General features: G+C 61.0%; 15 protein-coding genes. 7 read left to right on the forward strand and 8 right to left on the reverse strand.

Annotation, left to right across the window (positions count from 1 at the left end; translation table 11 throughout):
• Positions 1-56 precede the first annotated feature (56 nt).
• Entirely contained in the window at positions 57-1403 is a 1347-nt protein-coding gene (locus L1075_RS00005; protein WP_040243598.1) for a Na+/H+ antiporter family protein, read from the reverse strand.
• 409 nt (positions 1404-1812) lie between these two features.
• A complete protein-coding gene (locus L1075_RS00010) occupies positions 1813-2013 on the reverse strand; it encodes a hypothetical protein (RefSeq protein ID WP_098060090.1) in 201 nt (66 codons plus the stop codon).
• A 456-nt stretch (positions 2014-2469) separates the two neighbouring features.
• On the opposite strand from L1075_RS00010, the gene L1075_RS00015 reads away from it, so the two are divergent.
• The 5 genes from L1075_RS00015 to L1075_RS00035 all read left to right on the forward strand — a co-directional run bounded on the left by L1075_RS00015 (position 2470) and on the right by L1075_RS00035 (position 7566).
• Positions 2470-3801, forward strand: a complete 1332-nt coding sequence (locus tag L1075_RS00015) for a hypothetical protein (protein ID WP_246939022.1) — start codon at positions 2470-2472, stop codon at positions 3799-3801.
• 334 nt (positions 3802-4135) lie between these two features.
• Positions 4136-5062, forward strand: coding sequence for a GGDEF domain-containing protein (locus tag L1075_RS00020; RefSeq protein ID WP_246939025.1), 927 nt, complete (start codon positions 4136-4138; stop codon positions 5060-5062).
• Between the two features lie 198 nt (positions 5063-5260).
• The gene (locus tag L1075_RS00025) at positions 5261-5911 is read left to right on the forward strand and encodes a hypothetical protein (RefSeq protein ID WP_246939027.1); all 651 of its coding nucleotides are present in this window, start codon (positions 5261-5263) and stop codon (positions 5909-5911) included.
• A complete protein-coding gene (locus L1075_RS00030; protein WP_040243601.1) occupies positions 5908-6648 on the forward strand; it encodes a DUF3307 domain-containing protein in 741 nt (246 codons plus the stop codon). Before L1075_RS00025 ends, L1075_RS00030 begins: the two co-directional genes overlap by 4 nt.
• Positions 6649-6672: 24 nt before the next feature.
• Entirely contained in the window at positions 6673-7566 is an 894-nt protein-coding gene (locus L1075_RS00035; protein WP_246939030.1) for an N-acetylmuramoyl-L-alanine amidase, read from the forward strand.
• On the opposite strand, the gene L1075_RS00040 is transcribed toward L1075_RS00035, so the two are convergent.
• A complete protein-coding gene (locus L1075_RS00040) occupies positions 7544-8101 on the reverse strand; it encodes a helix-turn-helix domain-containing protein (RefSeq protein WP_040243603.1) in 558 nt (185 codons plus the stop codon). The two genes, L1075_RS00035 and L1075_RS00040, sit on opposite strands and share 23 nt — an antisense overlap.
• Positions 8102-8407: 306 nt before the next feature.
• On the opposite strand from L1075_RS00040, the gene L1075_RS00045 reads away from it, so the two are divergent.
• The gene (locus L1075_RS00045; RefSeq protein WP_246939033.1) at positions 8408-9586 is read left to right on the forward strand and encodes a benzoate/H(+) symporter BenE family transporter; all 1179 of its coding nucleotides are present in this window, start codon (positions 8408-8410) and stop codon (positions 9584-9586) included.
• Here the strand turns inward: L1075_RS00045 and ppc are convergent.
• From ppc to cysM, 5 genes are all read right to left on the reverse strand, one after another.
• Positions 9583-12234, reverse strand: a complete 2652-nt coding sequence (gene ppc / locus L1075_RS00050) for a phosphoenolpyruvate carboxylase (protein WP_246939036.1) — start codon at positions 12232-12234, stop codon at positions 9583-9585. The two genes, L1075_RS00045 and ppc, sit on opposite strands and share 4 nt — an antisense overlap.
• Positions 12235-12341: 107 nt before the next feature.
• The gene (mazG, locus tag L1075_RS00055; RefSeq protein ID WP_246939039.1) at positions 12342-13184 is read right to left on the reverse strand and encodes a nucleoside triphosphate pyrophosphohydrolase; all 843 of its coding nucleotides are present in this window, start codon (positions 13182-13184) and stop codon (positions 12342-12344) included.
• Complete coding sequence (relA, locus tag L1075_RS00060; RefSeq protein WP_040243606.1) at positions 13181-15433, reverse strand: GTP diphosphokinase; 2253 nt, start codon at positions 15431-15433, stop codon at positions 13181-13183. Before relA ends, mazG begins: the two co-directional genes overlap by 4 nt.
• Complete coding sequence (gene rlmD, locus L1075_RS00065; RefSeq protein WP_246939041.1) at positions 15417-16844, reverse strand: 23S rRNA (uracil(1939)-C(5))-methyltransferase RlmD; 1428 nt, start codon at positions 16842-16844, stop codon at positions 15417-15419. The genes relA and rlmD overlap by 17 nt, the downstream gene beginning before the upstream one ends.
• Positions 16845-16846: 2 nt before the next feature.
• On the reverse strand, positions 16847-17743 hold the full coding sequence (cysM, locus tag L1075_RS00070) for a cysteine synthase CysM (protein WP_040243610.1): 897 nt from the start codon (positions 17741-17743) through the stop codon (positions 16847-16849).
• A 147-nt stretch (positions 17744-17890) separates the two neighbouring features.
• Here cysM and L1075_RS00075 point away from each other — a divergent pair, with 147 nt between their 5' ends.
• Positions 17891-20644: an ATP-binding protein gene (locus tag L1075_RS00075; protein ID WP_246894624.1), complete on the forward strand. Its 2754-nt coding sequence runs from the start codon at positions 17891-17893 to the stop codon at positions 20642-20644.

The raw sequence follows: 20644 nt of genomic DNA on the forward strand, positions 1-20644 counted from the left end.
CTTTCAAGCAAGCGAAGCGACTTTATCAGGTCTCACCTTCAAAGCAGCATGCCCATTTAAAGCCACATTGCCGCTAGCCAGCCGAAGACGATGAGCGGGATATTGTAATGAATGAAGGTGGGGACGACCGAGTCCCAGATATGGTCGTGTTGGCGATCGACGTTGAGTCCCGAAGTCGGCCCCAACGTCGAGTCGGAGGCCGGCGAGCCGGCATCCCCCAACGCCGCGGCGGTGCCTACCAGTGCCACCGTGGCCATGGGCGAGAAGCCGAATTGCACGGCTAGTGGGACATAGATCGCGGCAATGATGGGAATCGTCGAGAACGACGAGCCGATTCCCAGCGTAATGAACAGGCCGACCAGCAGCATGATCAATGCGGCAAGGCCTTGATGATCGCCGATAATGGCAAAGGCGTTTTCGACCAGCGTGTCGATCTCACCCGTGGCTTGCATGACCGAGGCAAACCCCGCCGCCGTAATCATGATGAAGCCAATTAGCGCCATCATGCGCATTCCACTGGTGAAGAGGTCATCGGCTTCACGCCATTTGAAGATGCCGCCCAGCGAGAGCAAGGCAAAGCCAACGAGCCCGCCCATGATCATCGAGCCACTATACAATTGAATCGATAAGGCGGCGACGATGGCCACGACGGCCATTACTAACCCGCGAGTGTGGAGGCTAACCTCTCCGGAATGATGCGGGACGTTACTCGTCACGACATCGCGCGCTTCATAATCACGCGGCTTGCGATAAGAATAGAGCACAGCCACCAAGAGCCCCAGCGCCATACCCGCGACAGGAATGCCCATGGCTAGCGGTACCATGCCACGCGTTACCTCGAGCCCCACGGCCTCGCCCGCCGAGTTGATATTGGCCAACAGAATATCGTTGAGGAAGATCGCCCCGAAGCCGACCGGTAACAACATATAAGGCGCCGTTAGGCCGAAGGTCAGCACGCAGGCCACCATGCGTCGATCCAGACGCAGGGGGTTCATGATCTTGAGCAGCGGCGGGACCAAAATGGGAATGAAGGCAATATGCACGGGAATCAGGTTCTGCGAGGAAATTGCTACTAATAGCAACGCCACGAGCAGGATGTATTTCACCACCGATTGACGTTTATATGACGCTTCGTGGCCGAGCAGACGAATCAACCGCTGAGCCAATAAGTCGGGAAGTCCTGAGCGTGAAATCGCCACTGCGAACGCCCCTAGCGTTGCGTAGGCCAGCGCTACCTTGGCGCCGCCTCCCACGCCATCGTTAAACGCGGCCAGCGTATCCTCGAGTCCCAGACCGCCGACCAAACCGCCCACCAAGGCGCCCACGATAAGCGCAAACACTACCGATACTCGCGCCAATGCGAGCCCCACCATGACCAGAACGGCCAAAATAACCGCATTCATTGCCGTGTTCCCGTTGAGTGTGTTGTATCAAAAGTGCGAAATACTAACAGAAGTGACTATTAGAAGCGGCCATCAAAAAGTGACCATGTAAACGTCACATCCGTGACGCGACATTGTCACAGAGACTGGGTACAACAGGCAGTGGCGATGCATGGCTCAGCAGGCCATTGCTCGTCAGACAAGGGACACTGTCGTTAAGCGCGTTAGGGAAGCATGTTGAGCTAGGAGGCTCACGGGAACCGGTAAAGTACCGGTGCGTCAGGAAGACGCCAAGGGAGCGCGGAATCTTACGCCATGGTCGGAATAACCGACCATGGCGTTTTTATGATGCTGAAAACGGTCACCACGAAACGACCACGCGGGAGCTGCTATAACGAGCTTTAGATGGCCGCCCACAATACATCGCGCTTCAGCAGTTGCCTTTCTTGGCTTGTCCGGGCGGACAGAAATCACCGCCATGCCCATGTTCATGTCGCTCATCGTGGTCATGGTGTCCATCACCGACTTCAACAACGGGCTCGGGGTCGATACGCGCGGGCGTGTAACTGCACGCCGACACGCTTGCTCCGATACCGCCTACTAGAATCGCCATTAGCCATACTTGGCGCATCTCGTTCTCCTTGTCCATGTTGTCTGCTTGCTTCCTCACCACACTCGCCCTTCTGTTCATCAGGCGTGGGTTGGTGAGGCATTATCGTCAATCGAGCGCTCAGCGTCATCTCACGATCGTTTGCCCCCCTGCGAAATGCTTTTAGGGCCCTTCATAAGCGCTCATACGGGGAATCCCCTGCCATTCCATAACACCTATTTATGTAACGGCAAGATTTAGGTATGATGCTGCTCATAACGAAAATAAAGGCAATCAAGGGAACGCCTGAATCATATCCAACGCATGGCTCGCGAAGCATGGGAACCGCCCTCGTTTTCTGGGGCGCGTCTTCGTGCATGGCATGGCGTTGTGTGCTCATCTAGAGCAAGCGATTCAGCGTTTCCCTGGCGTCAGTTCGCAAGGGCTACCCAGCCCATCCGACGACTCACGACCCTAAGCAGGAAACGGAGAAAAAAAGTGGCACAACTATCATTCAAGGCAGCCGGCCTCGCCATGGGCGTTACCGGCACACTGGCTTTTGCTGCGCCGGCATTGGCACAACAAGACACCGAGGCCATGCAGCGCCAGTTGGATGCCCTACGCGCGCAAGTCGAGCGTATGGAGCAGCAACTCGACGCTCAGCAGTCGACCACGACCGCCGACAGCAGCCAGGCGACCTCAGAGACGCGTGACCTCGCCGAGGAAAACCGCTCACTGATCGATTCGATCCAGAATTCCCAGATCAGCGGTACGCTCCAGCTCAACGCGAGCTACAACGACTGGAGTGAGCCCAGCAAGGACACCGCTGGCGACATGGATTTCGGCAAGTTCGTCCTCGCCCTCAACGGTGAGCACGGCAACTTCCTCTACGGGTTCGATTACCGATTCTACGACGGTTACCAGTTCCTGAAGAGTGGCTGGATGGGCTATCAGGCCAGCGACAACGACACCGTCAAGGTGGGCCTGGTCCAGACGCCGTTCGGCAACATGGATTACGGCTACCTGGGTTGGTATGGCAACCTGCCGTATCTCGCCGGCTTCAATGACAACCAGAACGCCGGTATCAAGTGGGATCATAGCCAGGGCGCCTGGGATACCTCGCTGGCCTTCTTCAAGAGCGACCAGTTGGGTGACGGCAACGAGCACTACGGTGCCAACCCCATTGGCGAAACTCCGGTAGATGAGGATGGCAACCCCACACGCCAAGGTAATACGGCAGAAAACCAGCTCGCCGGCCGTGTCGCCTATACCTTCGGCCAGGGCACTGACTACACCACCGAGATCAACTTCTCGGCCAAGGGCGGTCAGCTCTACAACAATTACACTCACGACAGCGGCAGCAACTGGCAGGCCGCCGTGGGCTTGAACGGTAGCTACGGCTCCTGGCTCACACAACTGCAGGCCACCGCTTACGAATACGACGCCGAGAATCCTGCCAATAGCGGTATCTCCGATGATGTTATGCAAATTGGTGCATTCGGCTTCAACTACCTGATCCCCGCCGAAGGCCAGATGTATTCCGCCAGCCTAGGCTACAGCATGAACGTCAACTGGGGTGACATCGATAACCTCTACTTCTACAACGACTTCAGCTATATCAGCCCGGCAGACGATTACTCGCCAGTCAATGGCGGTTACGGTAACGTCGATGATCCGATGCTCAACGATCTGGGTATGAAGGTCACGGCCGGGCCCTACTATGCCTGGTTCAGTGTCGTTTCCAACAAGAACGCACTCAACTACTTCGGCTCACCGATCGATGATGGCTGGCACACCAGCGTGCAGACCAACTTCGGTCTCAACTTCTAAGAGCTCTTTCTTGACTAGCTGACGTTTTATCGCCCCGCTCACCAGCAGCGGGGCTTTTTTATGCGCCATGCTTCACGCCAAGTGGACCCGAGCATGTCAGACATGCCTTATCATGTATCCACTCCACTCCTTCCTCCCCCACAAATTGAACCGATACTTTAAAAGTGAAACGCAACTTCAATGTCATAGTTGATATAACGCTTTTATTAAACGTCTGTTTAAAATGATCCACATCAACTCATGAAAATTAATTTTGCTTTACTTATATGATACCTTTATTTACATCGATTGACTGTTTAGACTGACCGCTTCATAAAAAACGGCATGGATACTAATGTCTATAATATCGATGCAGGGAAAACAACCACTTATCTTCAAGGGGCGATGGGCCCGCCTGAGTGTGTTGGCCTTCATGGGCAGCGGCCTGTTCGGCTGGGGAGTCGGTGGGGCGCACTGGCCCTGGCCCATACAGGTCATCGCGCTGCTACTGCTGGTATCGCTGACTTCAGGCTGGGTGCTACTGAGAATCGAAAGGGACCTTTTGCACCCCATGCGGCGGCTCTCGGAGCATGCTCGTCGACTGCATGAAGGTGACAATACCCATCTCATGATGACGACCTACCTCACCGAACGCCGCGATGAAGTCGGCGAGCTGGCACGCCAGTTCCAGCACTTGGTCGAGGACCTCAAAACACACAATGCCCAGTTGCTGGAACAATCGCTGGTCGATCCGCTCACGAAACTGGGCAATCGCCGCATGCTGGAAAATCGGCTCGATGTCGCTCTGCCCCTCACACGACGTCTCGACTGTACGGTTTCAGTACTGATGATGGATGTCGACCATTTCAAACCTTATAACGACTACTACGGTCACCCAGCCGGCGACGAATGTCTGGTGCAGATCTCGGGCGTATTGCGCGATACCTTCCGTCGTGAAACGGACATCGTCGTTCGCTTGGGAGGTGAGGAGTTTCTCGTCTTACTCATCGACACCCCTAGTCAAGAGGCCTGGCGCTTGGCCGATGCCATGCGTGGCATGATCCAGGCCATGGGCATCCCGCATGAGTACTCGCCCACCGCCAACGTCGTGACCGTCAGCGTGGGAGTCGTGACGAGTCCTCCCGGCGTCGGCGCAGACATCGACGACATGATTGCCTGCGCCGATGAAGCCCTGTATGCCTGCAAAGCCCAGGGCCGCAATACCACCCAGGCGCGTATGCTCTCGTCACCCGTCGAAGCGCTTGAGACCCACGCCGGATAGCAGCCCCCCTGATTACAACCTCGCTCCACCGACACGGTGGCCCCTTGCGGGGTTGGCATGCCCAAAATACTGTATATAATTACAGTATACAGGATATCGCTCTAGCTTAGTTCAATAATCGATTCATTTTACGAGTAGCTAGACTTATATAATTATTCTACTATTATTGCCAAATATCGTATTAAAAGGCGATAAAATATGGATGAAATCCCACTCAGCGTACTGACCGGCGACATCGTCGGGTCACGCCGCATCAATGACCAAACGCGGCTCGATCAAGCGCTCGAAAGCGCACTAGGGCTCCTCGAATCGCAATACGGGGCATGCGTGGACCGCTATCGAGGCGATGGCTTTCAAGTCGCCTTGCGTTCGCCCGTGCAGACCATGACCGCCGCCGTGCTGACTCGTGCCGCGTTGATACGGCATTCCCCTTCGCGGCGCGAGACCTGGGACGCCCGCATCGCAGTGGCCATCGGCTCGGGGCATTTACCCAAAACGGGACGTTTCGCCTCAGCCAATGGCGAGGTCTACGTGCGCTCCGGCCAGGCCCTGGATGCCTTGAGCGAGGGCGATACGCGCTTTGCGCTGTCATTGCCCGAACCCGATGACACCCTGGCCCTGTTAACGCGTTTCGCCGATGCCACCCTCCAGGGCTGGACCCATAACGCCGCTGAAGTAATGTACTGGCAACTGCAGCATGCCGAAACCCAGAAAGCCTTGGCCAAACGCCTCGGGCGTGCGCAATCGACTATCCACCAACGCTTGCACGCCGCACGTTGGCCGCTGATCGAGGAGTATCTCGCGCATGTCGAGCAACGTATTGCCGCCATCATGGAGGCTTCACGATGATTGGCTCTTCCTTGACCACGCTGTTGCTGTTGCTGATCGCGCACCTGGCCGGTGACTTTCTGCTCCAGAGCGCTGCCTGGGTTCGCGACAAGAACGCTCGACGCCAACGTTCCCGAGCCCTTTACTTGCATGCCGGCGTGCATGGCGCATTGACTTGGCTGGTATTCATCAGCTCTCAATCCCTTGCCACCGCCTCGTTGGGAGCGGCTTTCATCGCCGTCACGCATCTCGTCATCGATGCCTTCAAGAGCCACGCCCCGGCCGAGTACGTGCGTTATTTCGTCGTCGACCAAGCCCTACATGTCAGCGTGCTCGTCATCGCCTGGGCATGGCTGGTCGGTGACGGCGCTTGGCTCGGCCACGCCGTCGCATGGCTATTGCATCCTCGAACCCTGCTGGTGGCCTTGGCGTATTTGATCGTCATGCGACCGTTCTCGATTCTCATCGCCCTGATCATGCGGCGCTGGAGCCATGGCGTGGACAACAGCGGTACGCTCGCCGATGCGGGCGCGCGGATCGGCATGCTCGAGCGGTTTCTAGTGCTAACCTTCGTGCTGGCCGATCAACTCGTGCCCATTGGCTTCCTGCTGGCCGCCAAATCGGTATTGCGTTTCGGCGATCTGCGTGAGGATCGCGACCGCAAGCTCACCGAGTACGTTTTGCTGGGCACCATGCTGAGCTTCTCGTTGACGCTTACCCTGGGCATATTGATCGCCCACTGGTATGCCGCACTGTAATGAGTTAACGCCGGAGACGCCGCCATGCCGACGCCATGCTTCCATTCGCACCCAGCGCGCTGGCGGCTACCCATACCTTGCCTTCCATTGGCCTGCCTCGTTGTCGTCGGCCTGTTCACGCTGACGGCGTGCAGCGGCACACCGACAACCGAGTCGCGTGACGGCTACCGAGTCGATCATTCTTATCAGTCCACGGCACAGAGCAGTCGCGTGCACCACTTGGTACTGCATTACACCGACAGCAATGCACGGCGTTCGCTCCGCACTCTGACGGGACCGCGCGTAAGCTCACACTATTTGGTGACGCGCGAGGCAACGCCGAGGGTTTATCAACTAGTCGATGAATCACGACGCGCCTGGCATGCCGGGGCTAGCGCCTGGGGGTCGCGTTCGAACCTCAATGACACCTCCATCGGCATCGAGATCGTCAACCGAGGGCCACGCGACACGCCCCGTGGACGTACCTGGACGCCCTACCCCGCGCAACAGATCGACACGCTCATTGCCCTGGCGCGCGATATAATCGAACGCCACGACATCGATCCCGTGGATGTCGTGGGACACGCCGATATTGCCCCGCAACGCAAGATCGACCCGGGCCCGCGTTTCCCTTGGTATCGCCTGTATCGGGCCGGCATCGGCGCCTGGCCGGAGACAGAGCGCGTGATGGCCTACCAGAGGCGCTTCATGACGTCGCCGCCCTCGCTGACCCAGTGGCAGCGCGCGCTGGCGGCGTACGGTTATCCCGTGGATGTCACCGGCCGCTTCGACGCGCTCACACGCGATACCTTGCGCGCCTTTCAGATGCACTTTCGCCCCATGCGCCATGACGGCTATCCGGATGCGCACAGCGCAGCCATCCTCTGGGCATTGCTGGAGAAATACCGGCCCGAGGCTAAACCTGCGGGTAATGAATGATGTCGTGAAAGCGCACCGCATGATCGCCAAGGTTACGATAGCCATGCTCACGGTCGGCGGCAAAACGGCGCGCCTCGCCAATGCCGAGCGCGTCCCACGTCCCATCGAGGCCCAAATCCAGCACGCCTTCGAGTACCACGACGTGCTCGACAACACCACGCTCGTGGGGCGATGACTCGCTACACGCGCCCGGCGCCAGCTCGATCAAGAACATCTCGAAGCACAGGTCCGGATCGAAAGCGAAGAGCGGTGTCACCGTCATGCCGGCGGCGGCGTCTTCCAATATCGTCGTCGCGGCGTTACCCGGCGGGCCTCCCTCGACCGAGGCCTGTTCGAAGAAAAGCGAGAACGACACTCGGAACCCGCCCGAGATTTTCCACAACGTCGCCACGGTCGGGCTCGACTCGCCACGTTCGATCTGCCCCAGCATCGCCTTGCTGACCCCCGTAGCGCGAGATGCCCGATCCAGACTCCAGCCTTGCGCGGCGCGCAGCGTCTTGAGTGTCGCGGCAATGTGCGGTGTCGGTTCCTGCATATCCCTGACCTCCGAAAAACCATCCTTGGAATGACTAGGCACTGTCCGAAAAGTGTCTGCGCTCGACCATGCTGTGTTAAAAATTGGCTCAAAGTACTCATTTACCATTGTAAACTCCGTCTTTTCGCCGATTTTTGCCTTGCCTGATCATCGCTCGTCGACTTTTCAGACAAGGCCTACACCGTGGATTAATGCACTGCGGGTTAATGCACTGCAGATTAATTGTACGTCATCGTCGGCGCTGCTATCGTGCGTTATAACGCACAGAACGCCAAAATCAGACCATCGCCTGGGCAAGGAGCCACCATGCGTCAGCCTTTTTTCGTACGCGATCTTTCCGTCTCGGCGACCGTGGCGGGGTTCGTGGCCGTGCTGGTGAGCTACGCCAGTTCGGCAGTGATCGTCTTTCAGGCGGCCGAGGCTGCCGGCGCCAGCCCTGCGCAGATCGGCGGCTGGCTGAGCACTCTAGGGCTGGGCATGGGCGTCACTTCACTGGGGCTGTCGCTTTACTATCGCGTGCCGGTGCTTACTGCCTGGTCAACACCCGGCGCAGCGTTACTGGCGACGAGCCTCGGCGACTATACGCTTGCCGAGGCCATTGGCGTTTTTCTGTTCTCGGGCGCACTGATGGTGTTATGCGGCATCACGGGGATTTTCGCGCGGCTCATGGAGCGCATTCCTTATGCCCTTGCCGCTGCCATGCTGGGCGGGGTGTTGCTGCGCTTCGGGCTCGAGGCCTTCGCTTCCCTCGAGGATAATCTCACCCTGGTGGGCGCCATGTGCATCGCGTATCTGTTGGGGCGACGCTATTGCCCCCGCTACGCGGTGCTCGGTGTCCTCCTGGCGGGGTTGGCCGTCGCCGGACTGCAAGGCGGCATCGACACGACACGTGTCACGCTGGCCATCGACATGCCTGAACCGATTGCGCCGCGCTTCACACTGTCATCGTTGATCGGCGTGGGCATTCCGCTGTTCGTGGTCAGCATGGCGTCCCAGAATGCGCCAGGCGTGGCGACTTTGCGAGCGGCCGGTTATACGCCACCGCTATCGCCGCTGATCGCCTGCACCGGGTTGGCGACGCTGATATTGGCGCCACTGGGCGGCTTCTCGATCTGCCTGGCGGCGATCACCGCCGCCATCTGCATGGGACCCGAGGCGCATCCCGACCCCGAACGACGCTACATGGCCGCCGCTTGCGCGGGGGCGTTCTACTTGCTGGCGGGGGTATTCGGCGGTTCCATCGGCACGCTGTTTGCCGCCCTGCCCGGCCCTCTGGTACTGGCCATCGCGGGGTTGGCGCTATTGACCACCATCGGCGGTAGCCTGCATAACGCCCTGCACGACGCGACCCAACGCGATGCGGCGCTGGTCACCTTTCTCATCACCGCCTCGGGGGTGACGCTACTCGGTGTCGGCGCCGCGTTCTGGGGTCTCGTCGGCGGCATACTGACCCGGGCGCTGCTCACGCCCGCCAAGCGTGATTAGCCAGTATTGCGCAGGCCTGCCGCAATCCCCGCCATGGTCACCATCAGCGCCCGCGACAGCTCGGGGCTGATGGCGCCGTCGGCGTCACGGTTACGCTGCAAGAGCTCTGCCTGCAAGCCATGCAAGGGGTCGATATAGGGGTTGCGCACCTCGATGGCCTGGCGAATCAACGGCGTGTGCTCGAGCAGTTCATCCTGGTCGAGGATATCCAGCAGCGCCGTTTCCAGATGCGACAAGCGCTGGCGCAGCGACTTGCCCAAGGCTTGCAGCGCCGGCTCGTCGACCAGACGGCGCTCGTAATAGGCGGCGATGTCTGGATCGGCCTTGGCCAGCAGCATCTCGAGCATATCCAGGTAAGTACCGAAGAACGGCCAGCGTTCGCGCATGTCGCGCAGGCGATCGCGGCCATCCGGTTCGGCGAGACGCGTGGCGAAGGCTTCGCCGCTGCCCAGCCAGGCCGGCAGCATCAGCCGCGTTTGTGTCCAGGCGAAGATCCAGGGAATCGCGCGCAGCGATTCTACGCCGCCCTCCTGGCGCCGTTTCGCGGGACGCGAGCCTAACGGCAGGCGGCCCAGCGCGCTTTCGGGCGTCACCGAGCGGAAATACGGCACGAAGTCGGGATCCTCACGCACGACACCGACGTAGGCACGGTGCGCGACATCGGACAGCCGATCCATTTCCTCGCGCCATACCGGTTCGGGATCGGGTGGTGGCAGCAGCGTGGCTTCGAGCACCGCGCACGCGTAGATCTCCATGGAGCGCAGGGCGATATCCGGTTGGCCGAACTTGAAGCGGATCATTTCGCCCTGCTCGGTGACGCGCAGGCTACCATTCACCGACCCCGGCGGCTGCGAAAGAATCGCCGCATGCGCCGGACCGCCACCGCGTCCCACGGTACCGCCACGCCCATGGAACAGCGTCAACGCGACGCCGTGCTCGCGGCAAATGCCGACCAATTGTTCCTGGGCGCGGTACTGAGCCCAGGCGGCAGCTAGCTGACCGGCGTCCTTGGCCGAGTCCGAATAGCCGATCATGACTTCCTGGCCATCGCCTGCCATGCGTCGATAACCGGGCAACGACAGCAATCGCGCGATGACATCGCCGGCGCGATTGAGATCATCGAGCGTCTCGAACAGCGGCGCGATAGGGAGATGCATGTCGCCGCCGACTTCCTTCATCAACAGCGCTACCGCCAGCACATCGGACGGCTGCCCCGCCATGGAAATGACGTAAGTGCCCAGCGCCTCGCGATGTTCTCGAGCGATAACGCTAAAGGTATCGATTACCTCGCGGGTTTCCGCCGAGCAGTCCCAGCGCCGGGGGATCAACGGACGCGGCGATTCCAGCTCCTCGAGCAGGAAGGCCTGGCGCTGCTCTTCATCCCACTCGCGGTAGCGGCCCAGGCCGAGGCATTCGCTCAACTCGTCGAAGACCTGGGCATGACGACTGGATTCCTGGCGGATATCCAGTTTGGTCAGCGAGACACCGAACACCGCCACGCGCCGCAGGGTATCCAGCAGGCTACCATTGGCGATGGTATCCAGGCCCATGTCGCACAACGAGCGATAGCAGGACAACAGCGGCGCATAGAGCTGATCGCGCGTTTCGATGATCGGGATATCGCTATCGAACGGGCGCCCGTCGAGACGCGCCTTGGCCCAATCGCGTGTCGCCTCGACCCTTGCCAGCAAGCGTTTGAGCAAGGCCCGATACGGTTCGGGGTCACTACCAACCTCGGCGCGCAACGCGCCGTTGGCCTTCCACATCGAGAGCTCGGACTTGAGGCGCAGCAGGTCACGCGCGTAGAGATCGGCGGCCATCCAGCGTCCCAGCAGCAAGACTTCCTCGGTGACCCGCCCGGTGACGTTGGGATTGCCGTCACGATCACCGCCCATCCACGACGCGAAACGCAGCGGCGCGGCGTCCAGCGGTAAGCGTTCACCAGCGGAGGCCAACAAGAGATCATCGAGCTCACGGTGGAAATCAGGCACCGCTTGCCACAGCGAGTTTTCGATCACCGCGAAGCCCCATTTGGCTTCGTCCACCGGGGTTGGGCGCTCGTGGCGAATCTCGTCGGTGTGCCAGGCTTGGCTGATCAGCTCCTCGAGCCGTCCTCGGGCACGACCGGCGATCTCCTCGCGCTCGGTGGCGCCTTCCATGGTAGTCAGACACTCGTCTATGGCGTCGTACTTGCGAATCAGGGTGCGCCGGATGACCTCGGTGGGATGCGCGGTGAGCACCAGTTCCACACGCATGGCGGCCAGCGTCTCGACCAGCTTGCGCGGCGCATGACCAGCGCTTCGAATGCGTCCGAATAGCTCGCCGAGATCGGGCTGGGTGCCGGGCTTGTAGTCCTCGACACGACGAAAACGCGCACGGTAATGCTGCTCGGCGATATTGGAGAAATTGAGAAACTGGTTGAAGGCACGCGTCACCGGCAGTAAATCCTGCTCGGGCAGCGCGCGCAGGTATTCGATCAATTCACGGCGGCCTTCGCTGTCTTCCTGGCGCCCTTGCTTGGCCAGGCTGCGAATGGTCTCGATCTTATCGACGAAGCCATCGCCCAGGTCATCGGCAATGGTGCGCCCTAGGCTATCGCCGAGGATGCGGACGTTGTCGCGCAGCGATTCATGCAAGTCGTGACTCATGATGCCCTCCGTGGTGGATGTGCCGGTCACCGCAATGACCGACATGGCAAGTTATTGTCTTGACTACATTACCCGGGCACGCCGACACCCACAACGGATGTTGCCTCTCACGACACAGAGGTTTCGCGGCGCTTGGCGGCTTGCCAGTGACGCTCCATTTCGTCGAGGGAGGAGGCCTCGAGAGAATAGCCCCGCTCCGCCAGCGCACTTTCTACATGACGAAAGCGGCGCTCGAACTTGCCGTTGGCTTCGCGTAGCGCGCGCTCGGGATCGACATCGAAGCGCCTTGCCAGATTGGTGACGGCGAACAGCAAGTCGCCGATTTCCTCGCGTACATGATCGGCATCTTGATGAACCGCGGCTTCCTCGACTTCCGCCAGCTCCTCGCGAATCTTGTCATACACGCCTTGGGCATCGGGCCACTCGAAGCCGACCCGCGCGGCGCGCTTGGAGAGCTTGGCGCCACGCGACAGAGCGGGCAGCGTGCGCGGCACATCATCGAGTACCGATACCGCCTGGCGCGTCTCGCGCTCCTGCGCCTTGAGGGCCTCCCAGCGGGTCTTGACGCCCGCCGTCTCGACCTCGTCGGCCGACACGCCGACCGGACGCCGCGATTCAAGCGTTCCCTCGGGGAAAACATGCGGATGGCGCGCCACCATCTTGGCGGTCAGCACGTCGACGACATCGTGAAAATCGAAGCGCCCTTCTTCTCGCGCAAACTGGCTGTAGTAGACGACCTGAAACAGTAAATCGCCCAACTCGCCGGGCAGCTCGTCGAAGGCGCGGCGCTCGATGGCATCGGCCACCTCGTAGGCTTCTTCCAGGGTGTGCGGGACGATGCTGTCCCAGTCCTGCTTGACGTCCCAGGGGCAACCTTGATCGGTGTCCCGCAACACCGCCATCAACGTCAAAAGATCGTCGAGCCCGTAACGCGCGGATGCCTCGCTCATGCCGTCTTGCCTCCTCCACTGCGCAGCCGCTTGACGTCGATGACGTTGGGCAGCTGCTGAATCCGCGAAAAGATGCGTTCCAGGGCCTCGAGGCCATCGACTTCCAAGGTGATTTTCATACGCGCCAGGTTGTCATGCTTGTCGGTCAGCGTATTGACCGATAGCACATTGATGCGGTCACCGGTGAGAATATGCGTGACGTCGCGTAACAGTCCCGAGCGATCCCAGGCTTCGATCTCGATATCCACCGGGTACTGAGCGCTGGCATTGCCCCACTCGACATCGACGATGCGGCGCGGCTCCTCGGCACGCAGCTGCAGAATATTGGGGCAATCCTGGCGATGGATGGTGACCCCGCGCCCCTGGGTGATATAGCCGACGATCTGATCGCCGGGCACCGGGTGGCAGCAATTGGCCATCGAGGTCTTGAGGTTGCCGACACCCAGCACGGTGATATCGTCCACGGCCGCCTTGGCCGTCCGACGCGGCTTGGCCAACAGGCGGTCGAGTTGCTCTTGATCGTCGGTGTCGCCGAAGAGTTGCTGCGCTTGGTGCAGCACTTGCCCGATGCGCAGATCGCCGCCACCGATGGCGGCATACATGTCGTCGACCGTCTGGTAATTGACGGCTTGCGCCAGAGCGTCGAAATCCACACCCTCGATATCCAGGCGCCGAAACGCCTTCTCGAACAGGGTGCGACCTTCTTCGATGTTCTGGCTGCGCGCCTGATACTTGAACCATGCCTGGATCTTGGCCCGCGCCCGCGAGGTCTTGACGAAGCCCAGGTTGGGATTGAGCCAGTCGCGGCTCGGCCCGCCCTTGGTCGCGGTGAGAATCTCGACCTGCTGACCGGTCTCCAGCTGATAGGTCAACGGCACGATACGGCCGTCGACCTTGGCGCCCCGGCACAGATGGCCGACCTCGGTATGCACGCGATAGGCGAAGTCGATGGGCGTGGCGATCTTGGGCATGTCGATGACATGGCCATCCGGGGTGAAGACGTAGATACGATCCGGCGCCACATCGCTGGAAAGCCCCTCGCGCAGGTCGCCCAGCTCGCCGACTTCTTCCTGCCATTCGAGCACCTGGCGCAGCCAGGCGATCTTCTCCTCGTAGCTGCGGCTTTTCGAGTCGACATCGTGACCTTTATAACGCCAGTGGGCACAGACACCGAGTTCGGCCTCCTCGTGCATGGCGAAGGTACGTATCTGGATCTCCAGCACCTTGTTCTCGGGGCCTATCACCGCCGTATGCAGCGACTGGTACCCGTTGCGCTTGGGATTGGCGATGTAATCGTCGAACTCATTCGGCACGTGATGCCAGCTCGAGTGCACGATGCCCAGCGCGGTGTAGCAGTCGGCGACTTCCGGCACCAGAATGCGCACCGCGCGCACGTCGTAGACCTGCGAGAAGTCGATGTGCTTGCGCTGCATTTTGCGCCAGATCGAGTAAATATGCTTGGCACGGCCATCGACATCGTATTGCTTGATGCCTTGCTGATCGAGCAACCCTTTAAGGGTTTCCACCACGTCATGGATGTAGCGGTCGCGGTCGAGGCGTTTCTCGGCCAACTGCTTGGCGATAGCCTTGTAGTCACTCTCTTGAAGATAGCGAAACGATAGGTCTTCGAGCTCCCACTTGAGTTGCCCGATGCCCAGACGATGGGCCAGCGGCGCGTAGATATCGAAGACCTCACGCGCCACTCGCAGTCGCTTGTCACGCGGGGCATCGCGCACCATGCGCAGCGCACAGGTGCGCTCGGCGATCTTGATCAAGGCCACGCGCACGTCGTCGACCATCGCCACCAGCATCTTGCGCAGGTTTTCCTGCTGATTGTGCTGCGATAATCCCTGACGCGGCGCTTGCAGTTGGCTGATCGCCGCCATGTGCAACACGCCGTCGATCAGTGAGGCCACTTCAGAACCGAAGCGCTTCTCGATGGCCTCCAGCGTGATCAGCCCCTCGCGCACCGCGCGATAGAGTACCGCCGCCTCGAGAATCGACTGATCGAGCTTGAGTTCGCCAAGGATATCGGCCATTTCCAGGCCGGTGCGAAAGCTCGAGGCCGGTTCGGCCCAGTTGTGGTGCGGTTTCTCGGCGTTATAGGCCAGATGTCGGGCAAGCTCGCAGGCCTCGCGCATCTCCTCGGTGTCGCGCAGCACGACGTCATCCTCGAGACGCTTCAACCACAATGCGATATCGACCTCACCGGTCTGCGTCAGCGGCTGGTCTTCACGGACCTTGACCATGATCTTCCCTTTCTGCGGACATGGACCGACCGCGCGATCTCTCGCGGGTCAGTAACAGCATGGACTCCAAGTGCGCGGTGTGCGGAAACATGTCGACCACCGCGGCACGTTCGATGCGGTAGCCACCTTGCACAAGATATGCCGTATCCCGCGCCAGCGCGGCGGGATCGCACGAGACATACAGCACTTTTTCCACCGGATGCTCGACAAGCCCCCGGCACAGCGCTTCGGCACCGCCACGCGGTGGGTCGAGCACGACCCAGTCGACATCGTCGACATCTGGCATACGCGTGGCCAGATCGGCCTGATGTGCCTCGACATGGTGCAAACCGACACGGCGCGCGTTGTCGGCAAGGCGCTCGACCATCGCCGGACTGCCTTCGATGCCACTGATCGCGGCCACATGCGGCGATAGCGCCAGGGTGAAGTTGCCCACACCGGCGAACAGGTCGAGCACCCGCTCGTGCCCTTGAGGTGCAAGCCAGCGTAACGCCGTACGCACCAACTGAGCATTAACCTCGGTGTTGATCTGCAGGAAATCGCCCGGCGCACATCCTAGTTGCAAGGTGGTGTCGTCCAGCGCCAGCGTGACGTGCAGCGTCTCGCCAAACGGCGCATGCAGCCAGCGCTGCGTGGGCGAATCGCGCCCCACCTGCCAGACCAAGGTGATGTCGCGTTCGGCGGCGAAACGTTGCCAGCGAGTTTCGTCCCCGGGGACATCGCGCAATTGACGGATGACCACGCAGGCGCCTTCGGCAGTGGCAAGCAGCTCGATGTGGCCGACGCGTCGCGGCGCCTCCAGCGTGGTCAGGCATTCGCGCAGCGGGGCGATCAAGTCCGCGAGGACGGGCTCGAGCACCATGCAGTCGTAGATGTCGACCAAGTGTTCACTGCCACGGGCACGAAAGCCGAGATGCGGCGTTCCCAGGGCATCGCATTTGACGCCCAGGCGAGCGCGACGCCGATAGCCCAGCCCCTCGCCAGCCAAACGTTGCACCTCGGGGAGGCCGAGCCCCTGACGCGCGAACAGTTCCTCGAGCGTGCGCTGCTTATGGGTACGCTGCTCCTCGAGCGCCAGGTGCTGCAAGTCACAACCGCCGCAACGCCCGTAATACATGCAAGGCGGTGTCACCCGCTGCGGAGAAGGTTCGAGACACTCGACGACATGCGCCTCGTCGAAGCGCTTGCGCTGACGATGAATAGCGATGCGCACGCGCTCGCCGGGGAGTGCCTGATCGACGAACACCGTCTTGCCATGCGGGTCGCGTGCCACGCCTCGCCCATCATGTGCCAAGCGCTCGATGGTCAACGTATCTGCCGCTTCGCCACTACGCGGTGCATGCGTCCCACTTTCCCGACGTACGCGGCTTGTGGCGGCGCGCGGTGGGCGCCGTTTGCCCAGCATCGCCATCCTCAACGCTCCGGGGCAAACAGACCGGTGGACAAATAACGATCGCCCCGGTCGCAGACGATGAACACGATCACCGCGTTCTCGACCTGCTCGGCGATGCGCAACGCGCCGGCGAGCGCACCACCGGAAGAGACGCCCGCCAGAATGCCTTCTTCGCGGGCGAGCAAGCGCATATGTTTCTCGGCTTCCTGCTGACCGATATCCAGGGTGACGTCGACCCTTGAGGCATCGAAAATGCTCGGCAGGTACTCGCGCGGCCAGCGACGAATACCGGCAATGCTGGCGCCATCGGCGGGCTGCAGGCCGACGATCTGAATATCGGAACGCTGCTCCTTGAGATACTGCGAGACGCCCATGATGGTGCCGGTGGTGCCCATCGAACTGACGAAATGGGTGATTTGCCCGTCGGTCTGCTCCCAGAGCTCCGGCCCAGTGGTGCGATAATGCGACAATGGATTGTCGGTATTGGCGAACTGGTTGAGCGGCTTACCCTCGCCCCGCGCGATCATCTCATCAGCCAGGTCGCGCGCACCTTCCATGCCCGCGTCCTTGCTGACCTCGATCAACGTCGCGCCATAAGCGGCCATTGCCTGCTTGCGCTCGCTGGAAGCGCTCTCGGGCATGATCAAGGTCATGCGGTATCCCTTGATCGCCGCCGCCATGGCAAGCGCAATGCCGGTGTTGCCCGAGGTCGCTTCGATCAGAGTGTCGCCGGGGCTGATCTCGCCACGCGCCTCGGCTTCTCCGAGCATCGATAATGCCGGGCGGTCCTTGACCGAGCCCGCCGGGTTGTTGCCCTCGAGCTTGGCCAATAATGTGTTGTTACGACCTGCGTGCAGCCGGGTCAAACGGACCAACGGCGTGTGGCCAACCACATCCGCGAGAGTGGGAAATTGCATGGTTCATCCTTTGCAATGCGCGTCGCGTCAAAACGCATTCGTCGGTTATTCGATACGTCCAATTATATCCGGGACAGCCCGTCGGCGACAGGCGAACCCGCTGAGTGTGGCATACTGCCAACGAGGAAGACGAAGGGAACGGTCGGAATGTCACTAAGGCTGCGCTTGCTGCTTTTATTGCTGGGTTTGCCCTTGGGCGTGGGAATCATCTATGGGGCGTATGACATCTATGCCGGTCGCCAAGAGGCGCGTCAGGCACTCGCCACACGCGTCGCCGATGTCACCACGACGCTGGCGCCGGCCTTCACGCTGGCGCTCGATGAAGAGCGTGACGAGCATCTCCGCCAGCTAGCCCAACGCCTGCTGGATATCGATGAGATCGACGCCGTCAGCGTTCGTGACGGCGACGGCGACGCCGTGCTCAGCCTCGGCGAAACACAACAGGCCCCTGCTCGCCCGATGCCGACCCAGGGCACATTGCAGGAGCACGCGCAACGCTGGCGCTGGCTGCAACCCTTGGGTACGGTCACGGATCAAGATGCGCCGGATGAAACCACGACCTACTGGCTCGATGTCGATCTGGGTACCACGACGCTGACGCTGGCTTTTTATCGCCAGCTAGCTAGCCACGGCATGGCCGGATTGGTGCTGGGCCTGTTGCTGTTCCTGCTTGCCTACCCCTTGAGCCGTCGCCTTACCAGGCCTCTGCAACATCAGATCGATCTGCTCGAACGCCTCAATGGCGGCGATTACAGCGCCCGTCTGAAGCCTCGTGGTGCGCGTGAACTGGCAACGTTAGGGCATCAGCTCAATGACCTGGGCGATCACATGATGCGCTTGCGCGAGGATACCCAGGCGCAGATCGACCAGACGACCTTCGACCTGCGCGAGTCGATGGAAACCATCGAGGTCAAGAACATCGAACTCGATATGGCTCACCGCCGCGCGTTGGAAGCCAACCGCATCAAGTCGCAGTTTCTCGCCAATATCAGCCATGAAATTCGTACGCCACTCAACGGCATCATCGGGTTCTGCCAACTGCTCGGGCGCAGCGCCCTGGACAGTCGCCAACGCGAATGGCTCGAGCAGGTACAAACCGCCTCGGACAACCTGCTTTCGCTGATCAGCGATGTGCTGGATTTCTCCAAGATCGAGGCCGGTAAGCTCGAACTGGAAACCGTGCCGGTGGACATGGTGGCCCTCGTCGATGAAGTGCTTGGCCTTCAGGCCCCCAACGCGCAGCGCAAGAGCCTGCACCTGCTGGGCCTGGTCTACGACGATGTGCCCGACCAACTGCTCGGCGATCCGTTACGCATCAAGCAGGTGCTCACCAACCTGGTCAACAACGCCGTCAAGTTCACCGAGCGCGGCGAGATTGTGGTCCGCGTGATGCTCGACGATCTCAGCGCCACCAGCACCAAGCTGCGTATCAGCGTCCGCGATACCGGCATCGGCCTCGACCTAGCGAGTCGCGAGCGGCTGTTCCAGGCCTTCAGCCAGGGCGATGCCAGCCGCTCACGCAAATACGGCGGCACCGGACTGGGGCTGATGATCAGCAAGCGCTTGGTCGAGCAGATGGGCGGCGAGATCGATGTCGAAAGCGAAAGCGGCGAAGGCACGACCTTCACGTTTTCGCTGACGCTGATCGCCACGCAACAGCGCGAACGCCTTCCCGAATTGAACCTGGGCGGCTACCGCGTCGGCTTGTTCGAAGCTCATACCGCCAGTCGGCACGCGTTCACGCATCTGCTCGAGCGCTGGAACGCTCACGTCGTGCCGCTACCCTCGCGGGACGCCTGCACGGCCCAGCCGCCGGGAATCGACCTGTTGCTGTTGGGGCTGACCCAGGATGACCTGCGCCCCCGGGAGATCACTGCCTGGCGCGAGGCGCTGGATCGTTGCGCCTGCCCGGGACTACTGCTGGTCAATGCCGATCCCTTCGAGCTCCCCGACCTGACACTTCCCCACGGCGGCGATATCACCACCAAGCCTGTCTCGCGACGCGGGTTAGGTAATGCCATCAACACCTTGCTGACGAGCGAGCCCGAGGCGGCGCACGCAGCGGTAGAGGCGCCATCCTCCACGCCGGCCGGCAAGGTGCTGGTCGTCGATGACACCCCCTCCAACCGCTTGCTGGTCAAGGAGCTGTTGCAGGACCGCGGCTTGACGCCGCTACTCGCGGGAAGCGGCGAAGAAGCGCTGGCAATGGCGCATGGTGAGTCCATTGCCTTGGTATTGATGGACATCCAGATGCCCGGCATGAACGGCGTGGACGCCATGAAAGCGCTCCGCGCGCTTGGCGGGGATTGGCAGCGGCGGCCCATTGTGGCGCTGACTGCGCACGCGCTCGAAGAGGAACGCCAGCAGTTGCTGCGCGATGGCATGAGCGACTGCTTGATCAAGCCGATCCGCGAGTCGGCGCTAGACACCCTGCTCAAGCGCCACCTGGGCGAGGCCGTCAACTCCACAGCCGACGTTCGCCCCACGGCACTCCCCTCGCCACCGCCCGATGAGACACCGTCGCAAGACGCCCAGGACGATACCGCTGGAGATGAATTGCCGGTGGTCGACATGCAACTGGGCATGCGTATGGCCGGAGGGCGCGAAGCGCTGGCACACGACATGCTCACCCTGCTTTTCGAGCATTTGGATGAATCCGAGCAGGCGATTCACGCCGCCTGGGTTGCCCAGGACGCCGAGGCTTTCCATGAGCAGGTCCATCGTCTCAATGGCGCCTGTCGCTACTGCGGCGTGCCGCAACTGGCCTTGTTGGCGGAGACGCTGGAAACACGCTTCAAGGCCGAGGGGCTGGAGGCCTGCCAAGGGCTCTACGCTTCGCTTCAGACCGCGATCACGCGGCTACGCGAGTGGCAGGCCAAGCACTGGCAGACCGAGCACTGA

Source organism: Chromohalobacter beijerinckii, from assembly GCF_023061185.1.
Lineage (GTDB): Bacteria > Pseudomonadota > Gammaproteobacteria > Pseudomonadales > Halomonadaceae > Chromohalobacter > Chromohalobacter beijerinckii.

Excerpts from the sequence above, each read along its gene's own strand:
- L1075_RS00005 (WP_040243598.1), bottom strand. The coding sequence starts at position 1,403 with ATGAATGCGGTTATTTTGGCCGTTCTGGTCATGGTGGGGCTCGCATTG.
- L1075_RS00010 (WP_098060090.1), bottom strand. The coding sequence starts at position 2,013 with ATGCGCCAAGTATGGCTAATGGCGATTCTAGTAGGCGGTATCGGAGCA.
- L1075_RS00020 (WP_246939025.1), top strand. The coding sequence starts at position 4,136 with ATGTCTATAATATCGATGCAGGGAAAACAACCACTTATCTTCAAGGGG.
- L1075_RS00025 (WP_246939027.1), top strand. The coding sequence starts at position 5,261 with ATGGATGAAATCCCACTCAGCGTACTGACCGGCGACATCGTCGGGTCA.
- L1075_RS00030 (WP_040243601.1), top strand. The coding sequence starts at position 5,908 with ATGATTGGCTCTTCCTTGACCACGCTGTTGCTGTTGCTGATCGCGCAC.
- L1075_RS00035 (WP_246939030.1), top strand. The coding sequence starts at position 6,673 with ATGCCGACGCCATGCTTCCATTCGCACCCAGCGCGCTGGCGGCTACCC.
- L1075_RS00040 (WP_040243603.1), bottom strand. The coding sequence starts at position 8,101 with ATGCAGGAACCGACACCGCACATTGCCGCGACACTCAAGACGCTGCGC.
- L1075_RS00045 (WP_246939033.1), top strand. The coding sequence starts at position 8,408 with ATGCGTCAGCCTTTTTTCGTACGCGATCTTTCCGTCTCGGCGACCGTG.
- ppc (WP_246939036.1), bottom strand. The coding sequence starts at position 12,234 with ATGAGTCACGACTTGCATGAATCGCTGCGCGACAACGTCCGCATCCTC.
- mazG (WP_246939039.1), bottom strand. The coding sequence starts at position 13,184 with ATGAGCGAGGCATCCGCGCGTTACGGGCTCGACGATCTTTTGACGTTG.
- relA (WP_040243606.1), bottom strand. The coding sequence starts at position 15,433 with ATGGTCAAGGTCCGTGAAGACCAGCCGCTGACGCAGACCGGTGAGGTC.
- rlmD (WP_246939041.1), bottom strand. The coding sequence starts at position 16,844 with ATGGCGATGCTGGGCAAACGGCGCCCACCGCGCGCCGCCACAAGCCGC.
- cysM (WP_040243610.1), bottom strand. The coding sequence starts at position 17,743 with ATGCAATTTCCCACTCTCGCGGATGTGGTTGGCCACACGCCGTTGGTC.
- L1075_RS00075 (WP_246894624.1), top strand. The coding sequence starts at position 17,891 with ATGTCACTAAGGCTGCGCTTGCTGCTTTTATTGCTGGGTTTGCCCTTG.